The sequence below is a fragment of the Acinetobacter sp. Q186-3 genome (genome assembly GCF_013420655.1).
Classification (GTDB): domain Bacteria; phylum Pseudomonadota; class Gammaproteobacteria; order Pseudomonadales; family Moraxellaceae; genus Acinetobacter; species Acinetobacter indicus.
Genome location: NZ_VOXS01000027.1, coordinates 1 through 14,997 on the forward strand (window position 1 = coordinate 1; position 14,997 = coordinate 14,997).

17 protein-coding genes and 1 pseudogene are annotated in these 14,997 nt (G+C 34.2%); 10 read left to right on the forward strand and 8 right to left on the reverse strand.

What is annotated here, in order from left to right; genetic code table 11:
• Nucleotides 1-187 precede the first annotated feature (187 nt).
• The 5 genes from FTT64_RS13610 to FTT64_RS13630 form a co-directional block, all read right to left on the reverse strand.
• The gene (locus FTT64_RS13610) at nt 188-478 is read right to left on the reverse strand and encodes an addiction module antidote protein (RefSeq protein ID WP_180078332.1); all 291 of its coding nucleotides are present in this window, start codon (nt 476-478) and stop codon (nt 188-190) included.
• Nucleotide 479: 1 nt separating this feature from the next.
• Complete coding sequence (locus FTT64_RS13615) at nt 480-776, reverse strand: type II toxin-antitoxin system RelE/ParE family toxin (protein ID WP_180078334.1); 297 nt, start codon at nt 774-776, stop codon at nt 480-482.
• 111 nt (nt 777-887) lie between these two features.
• Nucleotides 888-1,517, reverse strand: a complete 630-nt coding sequence (locus FTT64_RS13620; RefSeq protein ID WP_005173627.1) for a hypothetical protein — start codon at nt 1,515-1,517, stop codon at nt 888-890.
• A 234-nt stretch (nt 1,518-1,751) separates the two neighbouring features.
• Nucleotides 1,752-2,042, reverse strand: a complete 291-nt coding sequence (locus tag FTT64_RS13625) for a hypothetical protein (RefSeq protein WP_180073097.1) — start codon at nt 2,040-2,042, stop codon at nt 1,752-1,754.
• Nucleotides 2,042-2,683: an AAA family ATPase gene (locus FTT64_RS13630; RefSeq protein WP_180073099.1), complete on the reverse strand. Its 642-nt coding sequence runs from the start codon at nt 2,681-2,683 to the stop codon at nt 2,042-2,044. Before FTT64_RS13630 ends, FTT64_RS13625 begins: the two co-directional genes overlap by 1 nt.
• A gap of 944 nt (nt 2,684-3,627) precedes the next feature.
• On the opposite strand from FTT64_RS13630, the pseudogene FTT64_RS13635 reads away from it, so the two are divergent.
• A pseudogene (locus tag FTT64_RS13635) lies at nt 3,628-4,467 on the forward strand (restriction endonuclease subunit S); the annotation flags it as partial.
• 8 nt (nt 4,468-4,475) lie between these two features.
• Here FTT64_RS13635 and FTT64_RS13640 read toward each other — a convergent pair.
• Complete coding sequence (locus tag FTT64_RS13640) at nt 4,476-4,937, reverse strand: hypothetical protein (RefSeq protein WP_227554628.1); 462 nt, start codon at nt 4,935-4,937, stop codon at nt 4,476-4,478.
• Between the two features lie 379 nt (nt 4,938-5,316).
• Between FTT64_RS13640 and FTT64_RS13645 the strand changes: the two genes are divergently transcribed.
• From FTT64_RS13645 to FTT64_RS13660, 4 genes are all read left to right on the forward strand, one after another.
• Nucleotides 5,317-5,631 (forward strand): type II toxin-antitoxin system Phd/YefM family antitoxin, encoded by a 315-nt coding sequence (locus FTT64_RS13645; protein ID WP_174560948.1) that lies wholly within the window; start codon nt 5,317-5,319, stop codon nt 5,629-5,631.
• The gene (locus FTT64_RS13650) at nt 5,628-5,915 is read left to right on the forward strand and encodes a type II toxin-antitoxin system RelE/ParE family toxin (RefSeq protein ID WP_174560947.1); all 288 of its coding nucleotides are present in this window, start codon (nt 5,628-5,630) and stop codon (nt 5,913-5,915) included. The genes FTT64_RS13645 and FTT64_RS13650 overlap by 4 nt, the downstream gene beginning before the upstream one ends.
• Before the next feature lie 138 nt (nt 5,916-6,053).
• Nucleotides 6,054-6,266, forward strand: a complete 213-nt coding sequence (locus FTT64_RS13655) for a hypothetical protein (RefSeq protein ID WP_136144253.1) — start codon at nt 6,054-6,056, stop codon at nt 6,264-6,266.
• A gap of 1,764 nt (nt 6,267-8,030) precedes the next feature.
• Nucleotides 8,031-9,107 (forward strand): hypothetical protein, encoded by a 1,077-nt coding sequence (locus FTT64_RS13660; protein ID WP_227554626.1) that lies wholly within the window; start codon nt 8,031-8,033, stop codon nt 9,105-9,107.
• A 69-nt stretch (nt 9,108-9,176) separates the two neighbouring features.
• Here the strand turns inward: FTT64_RS13660 and FTT64_RS13665 are convergent, their stop codons facing one another.
• A complete protein-coding gene (locus FTT64_RS13665) occupies nt 9,177-9,470 on the reverse strand; it encodes a hypothetical protein (RefSeq protein ID WP_180073105.1) in 294 nt (97 codons plus the stop codon).
• Between the two features lie 296 nt (nt 9,471-9,766).
• Between FTT64_RS13665 and FTT64_RS13670 the strand changes: the two genes are divergently transcribed.
• From FTT64_RS13670 to FTT64_RS13690, 5 genes are all read left to right on the forward strand, one after another.
• Complete coding sequence (locus FTT64_RS13670; protein ID WP_180005573.1) at nt 9,767-10,018, forward strand: helix-turn-helix transcriptional regulator; 252 nt, start codon at nt 9,767-9,769, stop codon at nt 10,016-10,018.
• Nucleotides 10,011-11,930 (forward strand): Dam family site-specific DNA-(adenine-N6)-methyltransferase, encoded by a 1,920-nt coding sequence (locus FTT64_RS13675; RefSeq protein ID WP_180171065.1) that lies wholly within the window; start codon nt 10,011-10,013, stop codon nt 11,928-11,930. The genes FTT64_RS13670 and FTT64_RS13675 overlap by 8 nt, the downstream gene beginning before the upstream one ends.
• 48 nt (nt 11,931-11,978) lie before the next feature.
• Nucleotides 11,979-13,655, forward strand: a complete 1,677-nt coding sequence (locus FTT64_RS13680; RefSeq protein ID WP_180171066.1) for an AlwI family type II restriction endonuclease — start codon at nt 11,979-11,981, stop codon at nt 13,653-13,655.
• 69 nt (nt 13,656-13,724) lie between these two features.
• Nucleotides 13,725-14,051 carry a hypothetical protein gene (locus FTT64_RS13685; RefSeq protein ID WP_227554627.1) on the forward strand — a complete coding sequence of 109 codons (327 nt, stop codon included), beginning with the start codon at nt 13,725-13,727 and terminating at the stop codon, nt 14,049-14,051.
• Between the two features lie 36 nt (nt 14,052-14,087).
• Complete coding sequence (locus tag FTT64_RS13690) at nt 14,088-14,522, forward strand: lysozyme inhibitor LprI family protein (protein ID WP_180171067.1); 435 nt, start codon at nt 14,088-14,090, stop codon at nt 14,520-14,522.
• A gap of 54 nt (nt 14,523-14,576) precedes the next feature.
• Here the strand turns inward: FTT64_RS13690 and FTT64_RS13695 are convergent, their stop codons facing one another.
• Complete coding sequence (locus FTT64_RS13695; RefSeq protein WP_180171068.1) at nt 14,577-14,816, reverse strand: hypothetical protein; 240 nt, start codon at nt 14,814-14,816, stop codon at nt 14,577-14,579.
• Between the last annotated feature and the right edge of the window lie 181 nt (nt 14,817-14,997).

The window sequence follows — 14,997 nt, forward strand, 5'->3', positions numbered from 1 at the left end:
AAATAAAATTCAGTTTTATGATAACTTTACTGTTAAAAGAAGTCTAGACAACCTTGTTTTATGCTTGGATATAAGGCTTATTTTAAAATAATAGTAGTGAAGATTTTCTAAAATTAACATAATACACGTTATACGAATCTAAAAATGGGAGCCTTTAGCTCCCATTTTTACTATATCTTTCAAATTTTTAGGCATGTTGCACTGTTAGTTTTAAGCCTAAAGCATTCACTACACGATTAATCGTATCAAAACGTGGTGCTGAATCCTGACGTAGGGCTTTGTAGAGTGCCTCACGTCCAATCCCTGCTTCTTTAGCGATTTGAGTCATGCCTCGAGCTTTAGCAATTACGCCAAGAGCATGAGCTAATTCAGCTGGATCATTCTCTTCAAGAACCATGTTGAGATACATCACAATATCTTCTTCAGTTTTGAGTGACTCAGCCATATCAAAACTTGGTAAATCAGCGACTCTAACCATTTTAATCCTCCAATGTTTTCGATAGTTTGACTGCACGATCGATGTCTTGTTGCTGAGTTGATTTATCTCCTCCACCAAGCATTACAATCACTACGTCACCATGTTGGATGTAATACATCCTCCACCCAGAACCGAAGAATTCTCTCATTTCCCAAACGCCATCTTGGAGAGATTTAATGTCTCCCCAATTTCCACGTTGAACCTTATCTAATCTACGATTCAAGCGGATACGGGTCATATTGTCTTTAATGCCATCTAACCATTCATCAAATTCTGGCAGACGTTTAATTTCAATCATGAGGATTCCTTCTCTTCTCACTATATTGTATTCGATCGAATACAATATGCAAGTAATCTATACGAACATCCATTAATTTCGTATAACCGCCATTATGTTAAATGTATAACTTTATAAAGTGTTAATTTTAAAGTCTTCCAATGTTTTGCCTTTTTCTTCTAATAAATTATGAACAAACTCAGGCTCTAATTTCAGCATCAGTTCAATAGCATCATGGATTTTCCAAAATTGTAATTCAGGATGATCTATTATTTGGATTAAATGGTTTTTAATTAAAGGAATATATTCATCGTATTTTTCATCATCAATTAACCAAAATAAGCGACTAATATCAAATGGTTCTGTATTAGATATTTCTATAATCTTTTGTATAGGATGAAATATTTTTATTCTAGCCTGCTCACCAAATCCTAGATCAGCTTGGAATGCCCAATAACGAACAAAAGCGCTAAGTACATGCTGAAGTGTATCATCATAACCATGTAAACGATGATCTATATAACCATCTAATTTATTTTCATTTAATAAATTTACTAATGCATCAAAACCAGAGGATTGTCCCCAATTAGTCAGAAGTTTTGCTGCCTTAAATACAATATTTTCATCAGAAGAATTTAATAAATTTATGACTTGTTCTATACGATCTTCAGGAATATCTTCTGGATCTAAATCTGTTGCATCACATGCGTAATCTGCATGAGTAGGAACGTCATGCAGTAATACAGAAATTTCTTTATTCATTAAGTCACTCATTAATAATTATCTTAAGATTTCCTAAAATTAACATAATACACCTTATACGAAATGCAAATTTTTATTTTATATAAATCATAGGTTTACGGTGTATTAAAAAGCCCAATCACACCCGATTGGGCTTTTTTAATGATTGTTCACGTTCCACGATCAATAACTGAGCAATGTTCCACGTGATTATGTAATTAAACTAACTTATTTATGTTAAATAACTTACGTAAGTTATTTAACTTCATTTAGAACTACTTGTTGAAGTTCTTCATCGGAGAGATTTTTAAGTTGATGTATAGCTGCTTTTAAGATAATGGAACGATTCGCTTTAGCAACTCGACAAGCAACGAGTAATTGATCAATTTCTTGGTTGACATCTTCTGTTAAAGAAAAAGTATATCTCTTATAGGTTTGATGGCTAGGCTCTATCTTTTTTACACGCTTTGAAGCACCTTTTATAAAATCTTCAATTTGATCTTGGTTAGAAGATTGATCAGCTTTTTTAAGTCCTTTAAGTGCCATCAAAATTCTCCCAAGAACTCTTTTGCTATGAGCTCAATTTCTTGTTTCGCTTTTTCATCTGATGACATTTCGAATACTGATAATCCATTTTCATCTGCATCATCATAAATATTACGATTACACGTAAAATTATTTAATGGTATGAGGTCAAAAGATTCACAAGCTTCTTTTGCATCTAGAATACGTTGTGCTTGGCTAGGCAAAGTTGGGCATTGTGTAATGACTGCTCTTGTATAAAGATCTGGATTTACAGCTTTTGCTAATCGAATTAATTTTTCAACATGCACAAGAGTTTTGAGGTCTCTTCTTTTAGGTCGAAATGGAAGAAGCATATGTGTTGCTATAGTCATAGCAGAGCGTAAAGCTTCAGAATCCTGGCCACCTGCATCGATGATAATGTCTTGATAGCGTTTGGAAAGATCTAATAATATTTGTCTAATATTTCCAGCTGCTTGTACGGATGGAATGTTTTCAACTTTATCATTCTCATCTCTTTCTTTAATCCAGTCTGTAGTTGTACCTTGTGGATCTGCATCAAGTAATAAAATATCTCTATTTTGAGCTTGTAAGTACACTGCAAGATTTTGGGCTAGACAACTTTTGCCTGATCCCCCTTTTTCACCACCAACTAAAATAATCATATTTATGTAACTTACGTAACTTATTTAACTTAAAATTATAAGAGATTTTTAATCAAGTTCAATAGAGTTTTTTGACTTAGTTAAATAACTTACATAACTTATGTAAGTTATTTAAAAATCTTTTTTCGGTCAATGTTTTATAATGATATAAAAATTAAAAAAATCCAAAAAAAAACCGTCTCAGGTGTTGCTATCTGAGACGGTTTTTTCTATATTTGACGGTACGCAGTTATTTGATGTTGACGCATCATTTAACGAAGATCAGCAGAGCCAACAACTCGTGCAGATTTCACCGAAAGGCTTGTACCTAAGAAATATTATTACTTTTTTTAATATTTTTGCAAGCTGTTAATTGAGAATCCTTCGTTATTTAGAATTTTGTCGCCCATCAAATAAGCAACAAATTATTGTGGTTGAGTAATGCACTCCAATTTTGTTCGATATCGCTTGTTCTGCGTAGCTATGGAAGTTTGTAAGTGCGTGTTTATCACGGCTTCTGTAGAGCGATTCATGTATGCAGGAGGATAAGTGACGGCAGGTACATGAATTACAAGACGATAATGTGCAGTAATGCACTAGTCGCCCTCTCAGCTGATGTATGCACTAGGGGGGGATCGCAGGGAATACGCCAGTACTTCGCAGAATGGTAAGTTGGGGAAACCCTCGCCGAGTTGCGGGGCTGGTGAGAGAGAAAGGCGTGTGTAGGACAGAGACCCAGCTCTGCAAATACTCTCTTGTGCTTGTGACTGAAACGCAATCCAAGCATACCGATTGAAGGCGATAGCGGCTCCATACCGTGAGACCAAACGACTTTCATAGGTGATATTCCGAATACCTTTAGCCAGTTTTTGACTTGGCGAAGGTAGGGTGAATATTACCGAAATCTGCTCCTGCTCACCATCCGTGAGGAACGAACGGTGGTGAGCAGGAGCAGATGAGAACATTTATTTTTGTTTCAACATGCCCTTGAAGTGAATTGGTTAGGTTTAAATGAGGCTACAGGTGTACCAAGTCTAAATACAACTTCGATTTATAATGTTGATATAAGTATTCCCTCAAAAGAAGAACAAACCAAAATAGTTACTTTTCTTTCTGCTGTGGATGAAAAGATTAGCCAACTCACACAAAAACATGAACTGCTCAGCCAATACAAGCAAGGTATGATGCAAAAGCTGTTTAGTCAGCAGATTCGTTTTAAAGCGGATGATGGCAGTGAGTTTGAGGAGTGGGTTGATGGAAAGCTAGGTGATATAACAAATATCCAAGGTGGATTTGCATTCAAAAGTACAGACTTTGGAAAAGGTGATACTAAGGTTTTAAGAATAGGTGATATTCAGAAAAACATTGATCTTGATAGATTTGAAGGTATTACGTCTTCAGAAATACCAGATAGTCGTTACCTTGTATATAAAGACTCAATTGTAATGGCTTTGTCAGGTGCAACATTTGGAAAACTTGGGAAAGTTAAATCTGGATCAGCTTTCATTAATCAACGGGTAGCAACTTTTACTTCCAAAGAAAAATCTATTAATGAATTTTTATACCAAGTAATGCTCTCACAAGATTTTTATAATTACATTCAATCCATACCATCTGCTAGTGCACAACCAAACATCTCAAATCAAGATGTGATTAATTACAAATTGAATTTTCCATGTCTCGAAGAACAAACCAAAATCGCTAACTTCCTTTCCGCGATTGATCAAAAAATTGAAGTGGTGGCACAGCAAATTGAACAGGCTAAGACTTGGAAAAAAGGCTTGTTGCAGCAGATGTTTGTTTAATGAAAAGGTTATGCCGAACAAGCTTTAAAATCCTTAATTTTCTGCTCAGGCATACCTAATTTAAACATTCTGTTAAGCTCAGAAATTGCATGTTTTAAATCTTTTTCAGGAATATTCTTAACATCAAAATATTCAATTTGGCCAAACCGAGCTTTATATAACGCAATTTTTTCTATTCTGTGGCATTGCATCTGCACTGTTGAAGACATAATCCGATCCATTAAATAGAATAAATAATACGCTGTTATCTGCACACTATCTTTAATCATAAAGCTTTGATTTTTTGTGCTTTTAAAATCATATAGTGTTTCATCAATACAAATATCTGCATCTATTCCACCTAGTGCAACATAAATATTTGCAGAATAACTAGGATTGTATGTGATCAGACTATCAGGCTTAACAAGACCATTTTTAATGAATACATCATCAAAATTTTTGACTAAGGAAAATATATCATCGTAAACCACTTTATCCGTTGGTTTTAGTATGTCCTTCTTTGTTGCTACTGGTAGAAATCCTGATCACCATAGATTTTCCAATTTAGCCATAAGAATAATGCCACCAATAAACTCTTCACTTATCTCTAAAGTGTTTGATTTATTAGCTAGTAAAGAATCTATGTGATTTTGCATTTTTTATACAGTGTCAAAATGCTTTTGTTTTTAGTTTCCTCTGGCTTTGTTTCACAAACCTTTAAAAATCAGTGCCTTGCAAAATGTTTATGCAACAAAGCCGTATTTATCGAGAATTTTGTTTAAGAAAAACCTTTACAAAATTATCTTTGATTAATTCTTTTTAATGTCTAAAATAGACAAAATGCCTACTTTTTAAATTGAGGTTTAAAACATGCAAGTTATTACAGCGAAAGATGCTAAATCTCGTTTTGGTGAATTATTGGATACGATGCAAAGAGAGCCTGTCTTAGTTACTAAGAATAAACGTCCAGTTGGTGTTTTTTTATCTTTGAAAGATGTGAAAGGTACTCACTTAGAAAGTCTTTTTGATATTGAAAGTGATGATTATGAAGATTGGGAAAAAGAGAAAATAGCAGAAGCCCTAAATTCTTTGAAATCACATCCATTACAAACGACTGCAATGAAAACGGTACACGCTACAGCAATGCAAAAAGCACGAGAATTAGTAGCGAGCCGTAGCAAATGAGTTATGAAGTTTCTTATTTGCCACAAGCAGAACAAGATTTAATTGAAATTTTGGCGTATGGGATCGAAAACTGGGGTGAGCAGCTAGCTGAAAGTATGTACCTAAAAATCACTGATCAGTTAGAAACACTCTACTTCTCGCCAAACCGAACAAAGAGAAAAGGGAGTTTAGGAACTAGAGAAATGCTGATTGTTGACAGCCCGTATCGTGCCATCATTCAAGTTGATGAAGACAAAAAAAAGGTATTCATTCTCAGAATTTTGCATACATCTAGGAATGTTTGATTAAACCTTTTTAATTTTACGCACAGTTTGCGCTAGATTTAATTTTTAGAGTGATGGGTTGGTAGATTATATCTAAGCAAAAAAGTCGCTTAAAACGCAAATAGTGAGCATTTAAAGCTATATTTAAATAGGTGAGTAGTGAGTGACGAGCTAGAGTTGAGTCCAAACTCAAAATATATTAGTGAAATATACACGGATGAATCAGAGCTTGAGATGCTAAAAATGGATTTAGTTATAGTCGCTGATACTGTGGATGAATGGTTGGAAGAAAATACACCTATAGACCCAGATATTTGTCGTTATATGGGGATGCTGTTTCTGTCATTAGCTAACAGATTAGAGCCAAATTAAAGATGAAATAAGGCAACCCACCTCGTTTCGACATTCTGTTGGTTAAGAATATCCGAGGGGGTCTAAAATGCTTATAACGTATGCACCGTAAAATTTGACGCAGTATCAATTGCCAACCAACTGATACCAAACTTTAAAACGCTGAATTTATTCATAAAATCAGAAAATATTTATCCTATGGTGGATAACAACCTCGAAAAACTATGTCTTCAGAAGTTTAGTTTAGTCCGAGCGACCAACTCGAACAGCAGGGGAGACCAATCCCCATTTAACCTTTTTGATTTCCCTGTGACATTAAATTCACAGCCTTCAAGCACTTTTACCATGCAAGAAGTAACACACTCAACTACAGTCCCCTGTAGCCTCAACATCACTCTTTCGCAAAACCACGATTCCCTTAACAAGCCATTTCTGACAACGGTAGCTATGGTCTTTTCCCAACTTTAGAGAGCTTAAATACTTTCAAAGAAACTATTTAAGCCTGCTCTAAAGAAACGTCCTATTCATTCACTTACTTAATGGATATTCCAATCCGATTAATAAATCTCCTGTGATTATAGATCCCTATCTATTTCACAAAAGACGAGCAAACTATTCAGACGTTTAACGGTACAACTTCGGCAAAAACAACTTACCTTATATGCGCTACTAAAGATCGCTCCAACACATCTATGCCGATAACTTAAAATAAGTTATTCAAATACTTAGGTGACAAAACCTAATGACATAAAAGTGCGTCCCAAGTTATCTTTTGAAGTCTTAACAAGCAGTACGCCCATCCACTAATTTTCTAAACCTTTTCCTTGCTTTTCGGTACGCAGTTCCAAAATACCGATTCCGCAGCTTAAAAAATATCATCATGGGTAGAACACTTACTTAGCACAGTCGATGAGGATCTCTCCCCACCTTTAACACGTTTAAGCTATACATCGACCTTTCGAGCCAAAATGGAATGTCATCACGACAAATTCACCACCTGACCAAAAAGTGCCACTCTCGCCAGCTTTCACCTTGATCGCCTGTACCCTCTCGAATACCGCAGAAGCCATCGTGTGTGCCACGCACCTCGCCAAACCATAAAGATTCAGCGAAGAACGGTAGTTATTAACGCTACTCTCCATCTATGGATTTCACTCACTATTTCTTCAAAAGCAGGATTTCAGCCCTTTCAGCCTAGAATGGGGTTTAACCCATTCGCCACCTTTCGGTGATTCCGTTTCCTTGTCGCCCAACTTCAAGAACCAACAATGAAGTGGATTGAGTAGAATTTGAGGGTAGGCAAAAGCCACCCCTCATCAGCCCTCATCAAAACGTACCGAGCCACGGTTAAATGGCAGTCCGCTTCGTCAAGCAGTTTTCAGGCTGTCAACCTTTCCACTGTGAGCTGTTGAAAATCAAAATTTTTAGTGTGCCTAACGGCACACTAAAAAACGGTTAAAGGTCTTTTAGGTGCGTTGGTCAGACACACTTCACAACTGATAAGAAAATCATAATGCACAAAAAATATGCTGTCTAGGTGTGTTTGCATGGAACTACTTATTACCCTCTTACAAATACCGTCTAAAAGTCCTTAAAACTTGCTTCGCAAGTTCACCATAGCTTCGCTATGGAAAAAGCAAAAAACAGCTTAAAACCAAAAATCCTTTTACTCGATTACAATGCTATTTTTTGATCAAAAAAGGGTGTATTTTGTGTTTTAACCCTCGATAACAATATTTGGAAAAATTTTGGATGATAATTTTTAGTCCACATACAAAATTTACGATGCAACGGCTTGCTGACCACGTTGCAAATGGTGCGTATTTTTATTTCAGCTTTGAATATGACAGTTCTAAAAAATCAATTGATTCTTTGTTGGAGAAGATGACAGAACGCTACGAGTTAGGGATTTCACCAAGACAGCGTTCTTACCGCTTAGAAAAAGGTCATCCCATTTGCACGATGATCGTGCAAAGAGATGTTTTTAATGAAAATAAATGGTTTCTGTATTGCTTATTCACTACGCCTACAAGTAGAGATTTCAATACTTTCAACGGTATTGAGATTAATAAACTTGCCAAAGAGTCGGAGCGTTTGAAGATTCAGACTCTTAAAGAGAAGTACAAAGGCTTTAAGTGGGATCTTGATTCGATCTCAGCAGAAAAGACCTTGATTGCAGACTACTTCAAAGATAATGAGCCAAAACAATTTGTCTTAAAAAATCCAATTGCTGTCAAACCTACTGCCCTGGTGACTATGGAGCTTTTTAGAGATACGCATAAGACTTATAAACAGCTCATCTTGGGTGATGAAAAAGACTACAAAGACCGAGTAAGGGCTTATACGTGGACTTGGCGATATACAAAGCAAAGTATTGAAAAAATTAAAACTAAATTTACTGATTCTATTAATAAATTGGCTAGTCAAAAAAATAGTTCTCTAGCAGAGAAGAACCGAGCCGACATTAAAAATCTATTCCTGATGGTTGAAACATGGTCTGTTTTCAAAGCAAGCCGTTCCCAAGCAGGGCAGATCATCCATTTTGCACAGCGTTTTTTAAAGTACAGGTCTAAGAAGCAGAAAACATGGATGCAGATGGAAATCGCTACACCACACTTGACCTATCTACCACGATTGCCGAACTATGCTGATACGATTCATGAGTACACTTACAGACGTAACTTATTTGATGAGCATGGTGTGGAAGTGCCTTTGAAACTCATTAAAGACTACTATGGTGGTGGCTATTACAACATACCGATTCAAGCCTATGTAGCTAAAGAATTAGAAATGCGTGAGAACGGTAAAGCCATTGCTCAAAAAGCAGATGAGCTTTATTTACAAGTACTTGCAGATGAGTAAATTCACTAAGAGCCTATCCAGTATTAATTTCTATCTATTAATTCAATTAAAAATGGGGGTATTACCAGTTTAGATAGTCAAATGTATAGAATGGGTATCACTAGAGGAAGTGTATGTGTAATTTTTCGGGTCAAATTCTGCAATTAATTTTTTAAAATCACTTTCTGTAATACCTATACATACAATTGTGTTCGTTAAAAATGAAGGTAACAAGCGACATTTTAGTCCAAGTTTATCTCTGACCTTTTTGATTTCTATAAACATTGTTCCTAACGGGGTTTTTTTTTCAGAAGGACTTAAGTCCTCTGGGCTGAAACCAAAAATATTTGATGGTAGGTCATTGAGGTCTTTTATGATATTCATCAAAATGGGTTCATTATAAAGTGATAGAAAATCAACTTTAAAGGAAAGTTTTTTTTTAATCAAGCTACTGATTTTATTAAATAAAACATTGACCGAAAAAATATAGAAAATCAAAATTTTTCAATTTTGGAATTAAGATTCTATTTATGTTTATTTTTTATTAATGTTATTCACCAATTAAATTTCGAATAAGAGATTTTATGTTAAATTTTTAATCGCACAAAAAACACATATATTGGTGTGCTTAACACATATTAATATGTGTTATAATGCTTTAAATTTTTTTAGATTTTACTATGCCTTATTCAGAATTCCAGCGATTAATCGGTAAAGCAGGTCTTACCATTAAAGAATTTGCTGAACTATTGGGGATGAATCCCAATTCTATAACTAACTATCATAAAGTTGGTTTTGTTCCTTCACATATAGCCATTATCATTTCTTTAACCTCTTCAATGAAAGATCAAGGTATAGATTTTTATGAAATTTTTGAAAAAGTAAAAGAATATAATTGTGGTACTAATGAGGGGAAAATAGTAAGTGAATAAACCTCTTTTAGTAAACTTGAGTGATGCAGTACCACAAAAAATTAAATGTAAGCCGATTCTTAAATGGGCTGGTGGTAAAACGCAAATGTTAGACTCAATTTTGCCTAGATTTCCAAACTATTATGGAAAGTATATTGAGCCTTTTTTTGGGGGAGGAGCAGTCTTTTTTGCATTACAACCTGAAAATGCCGTAATTGCTGATAGTAATCCTGAACTGATTAACTTATATCGTACAGTCGCAGATGATGTTGATGCTGTAATTGCTGAGTTAAAAAAATTTAAAAATACCGAAGAAATGTTTTATGAAGTTCGTTCTCAAGATAGGGAGACGTTATCTTCAGTAGAAGCTGCTGCTCGAACAATTTACTTGAATAAAACCTGTTTTAATGGTCTGTATAGAGTGAATAAAAAGGGACACTTTAATGTGCCTTTTGGAAAATACAAAAATCCTAAGATTTTAGATGAGGATAATTTAAGAGCAGCTTCTATTTTATTATCCAAAGCAAAAATCGTTTGTTCTGATTATTTGGACGTTTTAGAAAATTTTGCTGGTCCAAATGATTTGATTTTTTTAGATCCTCCTTATGTACCTATCTCAGAATATTCGGATTTTAAAAGATATACTAAAGAACAATTTTATTTAGAAGATCATGAAAACTTAGCTAAAGCATATAAAGCTTTGAGCGATAAGGGATGTCATGTTTTTTTGACTAACTCTAATCATTCTATAGTTGAAAATCTTTATCATGGATTTAAGTATGAAGTTATCCAGACAAAAAGACATATTTCATGTGATTCGAAAACACGAAAAGGTGAAGATGTAATTATCTCAAATACTCAAAAAAATGAGAAATTTAGTTTGAATTTGGAAAAAATTTCAACATTACCTGAACAAATAAAATTATATCCTTCAACAAGATATATGGGGTCTAAGCAGAAATTACTCCCTTATATTTTAGGTATCGTTGAACAATTTAATTCACCAATATTAGTAGATTTATTCTCTGGATCAGGCATAGTCAGCTATTTGTTTAAAACGCTAGGTAGGCAAGTAATAACAAATGATTATATGAATATGTCACACACTTTCACAAAAGCGATGGTAGAGAATAATCATGTGATTTTAAGTGATGAAAAAGCCAGATCATTGTTAATAGAAAAGTATCCGATAGATGATTTCGTCCAGAAAAAATTTAAGGATCTATATTTTTCTGATGATGAGAATTTGTTGATTGATATTATTCGATCTAACATTCCGAAGCTTGATAATGAATATGAGCAAGCGATTGCTAGAAGTGCATTGATTCGCGCGTGTATGAAAAAGAGACCTCGTGGAATTTTTACATACACCGGTCATCGTTATGATGATGGAAGAAAAGACTTAGTTCTGACATTAGAAGAACAGTTCTTGAATGCTGTAGAAGCAATTAATCAGTCTATTTTTGATAATCATCAATCAAATATTTCATACCGAAAAAATGCTTTAGACGTTGAACTACCTGATAATTGTTTGATTTATATTGATCCTCCTTATTATTCGACATGTTCGGATAATGAATATGTTAGAAGGTACCATTTTGTCGAAGGGTTATCTCTGGATTGGAAAGAAATTGAAATTCAAGAGCATACCAAGACAAAGAAATTTAAATCTTATCCAACGCCTTTTTCATCTCGAAAAGATGTCTATGTTGCTTTTGATACGTTATTTGAGAAGTATAAGGAAAATATTCTTATTATATCGTATTCATCTAATAGCCTTCCGAATATGGATGAAATGTTGGTTATGTTACGTAAATATAAGGAAAACGTAGATGTGATACCAATAGATTATAAGTATTCATTTGGTAATCAAGCAACTAAGGTTGGGGACAACCGTAATACAGTTCAAGAGTACTTATTTGTAGCTTACTAAAGGGAAAAAGGAATAAAATCTTATTTTTATTCCTTTTTTTTTATAATTATGAGCACGTGGCTTCTTGGCAATACAACAGTTCGTAGCCCTTTCAGACTGATTGATGGGCTAAAAGTTTTTGCTTCGACTAATGGGGACATTAGGGGGACAAAGGAGAAAGAATTAGTATTCTGCAAAGCATTGGTTGATGGTGGAATTATTAGTTCTAATTTTGAAGCAAAAGATACCTCTGGCTTTAGTGATACAACATATAGTGTTGGTAGAAAATGGCGTTCCGCGTTAGAAAAATTGGGGTTTATAGAACAATTTAATCAAATTTATATTTTAACTGAAAATGGTAGGAATCTTCTCAATAGTCAAACTTTACAGTCTGATCAGGAGTGCTATTTAAGGTCATTAATTCTATATTCTTGTGAAGCTCAAAATTCAGATGATTCAATAGGATTTTTTTCTCCTTTGATGTTAACGCTTCACATCATGAAGGAATTAGAAAATAGAACAGGAACTAGTAAAATTTCCTTTCAAGAAATGGCAGCAGTTATCCAATTAACATTTAGTTATTCAGATATAAATCAATGTGTTGATGAAATTCTTACTATCAGAAGTAATAGGCAAGCATCTTCATCAAAAAAGAAATTTGATAGAGAATTATATCAATCGAAGTCTGCTAAAGCAGAAATTCAAGCTCCTAGTATCAAAGACTATGCTGATACTAATTTAAGATATTTAAAATCTACAGGTTTATTTACTGCCTCTGGTAAGGGAATTTGTTTCATTGATGACAAAAAAATAGTCATTGATAAGCTAATAGAAATGTATGGAACCTTTGATATAAGTCAATCTGATTTAAAAATTCAGAAAGGTGCTCCTTTACCAACAGATCATAAAGAAACAAACATATTATTAGCCGCGCAATTAGAAGAGACATTAAATAGAAATAGAATTTTATTTGAAAAAAATAGTTCTATATCACAAGCACCAATAGGTGAAATCAAAAATTATAGATATCACTTAGAAGAGCTACTTTTTGAAAATAATGAGAAAAAATTTGCTGAAAATCAAAAGAATGAGTGGGATGAAATTCTTGCTTATATGGATGTGCTAATTTCACCTAGACCAATGTCAATTGAGATTGGTGATAAAGAGATTTCTATTCCGTCAGGAGAAAAACCAGCATATTTTGAATGGGTCTTGTGGAGAGCATTTTTAGCTTTAAATCATTTAATCATTGAGCCGCAACAATGTCGGAGATTTAAGGTGGATCAGGACTTTAAACCTATTCATCATGCTCCAGGGGGTGGTGCTGATGTAATCTTTGAGTATGAAAATTTTAAAATTCTTGGAGAAGTTACATTAACGTCAAACTCTAGACAGGAAGCAGCTGAAGGTGAACCTGTAAGACGACATATTGCGGTAGAAACAGTGAATACACCTGATAAAGATGTTTATGGTTTGTTCCTTGCACTTACTATTGACACTAATACAGCAGAAACATTCAGGCATGGTGCTTGGTATCATCAAGAAGAACTTATGGATGTGAAAATTTTGCCATTAACTTTAGGAAGTTTTAAAAAATATTTGGAATCACTAAGAGAGAAAAATCAATTGGAAGCAGGTATTTTTGACTTGAAGAAAATGATGGATGAAAGTTTAAAATTGCGAGAGGCTTTAACGGCTCCACAATGGAAAAATGAGATTACTAATAAGTTTACTAGAGCTATCTAATTGGTTATTTTTCCTAAAAATAAAAAACCCCGGCATCCTGCCGGGGTTTCTCATATTGGGTTGCTAGGTATGACTCCTGTCTTACAAAAGTCGGCAGAACTAGACATCATGCAACAGCAAGTAGACATGCTTCAAAAACAGCTTGAACTTGCACAAGAGCGTGAACAATTCCAACGTGAAGAATTAAAAGCTAAGAACGAGCAAATCGAATCCTTACAGCGGTTACTTTGTGCACCTAAGCCACAGCAACAGGCGGAACAGGTACATGAGCCGATACTTAAACCAACTCAATCAACACCAGTGGTAGAGCCTCAGCCTATCATTCAGGAATCACAGCCCGAACCACAGAAACGCGGTAACCTGTTTAGTCGTGTGATACGTGCGGTACTAGATTGATATATAATTAAAAAAATTATCCAAAGGAGAGATATTTTGAAACGGAATTTTTTAGCAGTTCTGATTTTGGCACTACCACAATTATTATTTGCCAAAGACCTTCAATTTGCTAACTATGAAGAAAATATAAATAAATGTTATATGGCAATGGATACTGCTTCGACTATAGATTGCTTTAATGAATTAAATTCTAAGTTAGATGAGCAAATTAAGAACAAGTATCAGTTTTTAATGAAGTGGATAGATAATGAAAAAAGCAAACCGGATGCAGCAAATTTTTTAGATAAATATGAACATCAGCTTTTTTTATCTCAAAGAGCTTGGGAAGTTTATATCAATATAAATTGTGAAGCTGTTGCTATACCCTTCTCGGAAGGTAGTGGGATATATGCTGTGATTAATATGCAAGGCTGTTCCGCCCAAGAAAAGATTAATAGGTTAGAGGCCCTTAGCGATTATTACCCAAGATAAACTTTGCATATGAATGAGCTAGTATAGATATCCAACTCATTCATCTAAAGGTAATCACCAGTTTATATCTAAGATTACTTTATGGTTAATATCATATTGGGTAGCTGTTTGTGTTCTATTAAATTTGTTGATTGATGTATGATCTGTGTGATCTACATATCCAACAACATTTCCCATTGAATCAACTATGTTGTACTTGTAAATATCCATTTCTTGCAATGTACCTTTCATTCGGTGACTAACTTTAATGAGTTTTTCCCCAGCATTGAGCTTTAATTTATCTTTTAATTCCACGTGTTATGTCCTTTTCTATATTTGATAAAAATTATCATATTTAACCTATCTTTGGACTATACCTGAATGATAGCGAGCCAAATCGCATACAATATCTATCATTAGACTTAATGCAATAATTAAATGATAGTATTATCATTAATCTAATAGAATTAAGATTAAATGATAGAAATGAATACAC

What these genes read in the sequence shown, in the direction of transcription:
- FTT64_RS13620 (WP_005173627.1), bottom strand. Translation starts at nt 1,517, where the DNA reads ATGAATAAAGAAATTTCTGTATTACTGCATGACGTTCCTACTCATGCA.
- FTT64_RS13670 (WP_180005573.1), top strand. Translation starts at nt 9,767, where the DNA reads ATGCCTTATTCAGAATTCCAGCGATTAATCGGTAAAGCAGGTCTTACC.
- FTT64_RS13630 (WP_180073099.1), bottom strand. Translation starts at nt 2,683, where the DNA reads ATGATTATTTTAGTTGGTGGTGAAAAAGGGGGATCAGGCAAAAGTTGT.
- FTT64_RS13610 (WP_180078332.1), bottom strand. Translation starts at nt 478, where the DNA reads ATGGTTAGAGTCGCTGATTTACCAAGTTTTGATATGGCTGAGTCACTC.
- FTT64_RS13680 (WP_180171066.1), top strand. Translation starts at nt 11,979, where the DNA reads ATGAGCACGTGGCTTCTTGGCAATACAACAGTTCGTAGCCCTTTCAGA.
- FTT64_RS13650 (WP_174560947.1), top strand. Translation starts at nt 5,628, where the DNA reads ATGAGTTATGAAGTTTCTTATTTGCCACAAGCAGAACAAGATTTAATT.
- FTT64_RS13615 (WP_180078334.1), bottom strand. Translation starts at nt 776, where the DNA reads ATGATTGAAATTAAACGTCTGCCAGAATTTGATGAATGGTTAGATGGC.
- FTT64_RS13685 (WP_227554627.1), top strand. Translation starts at nt 13,725, where the DNA reads ATGACTCCTGTCTTACAAAAGTCGGCAGAACTAGACATCATGCAACAG.
- FTT64_RS13625 (WP_180073097.1), bottom strand. Translation starts at nt 2,042, where the DNA reads ATGGCACTTAAAGGACTTAAAAAAGCTGATCAATCTTCTAACCAAGAT.
- FTT64_RS13660 (WP_227554626.1), top strand. Translation starts at nt 8,031, where the DNA reads ATGCAACGGCTTGCTGACCACGTTGCAAATGGTGCGTATTTTTATTTC.
- FTT64_RS13645 (WP_174560948.1), top strand. Translation starts at nt 5,317, where the DNA reads ATGCAAGTTATTACAGCGAAAGATGCTAAATCTCGTTTTGGTGAATTA.
- FTT64_RS13665 (WP_180073105.1), bottom strand. Translation starts at nt 9,470, where the DNA reads ATGAATATCATAAAAGACCTCAATGACCTACCATCAAATATTTTTGGT.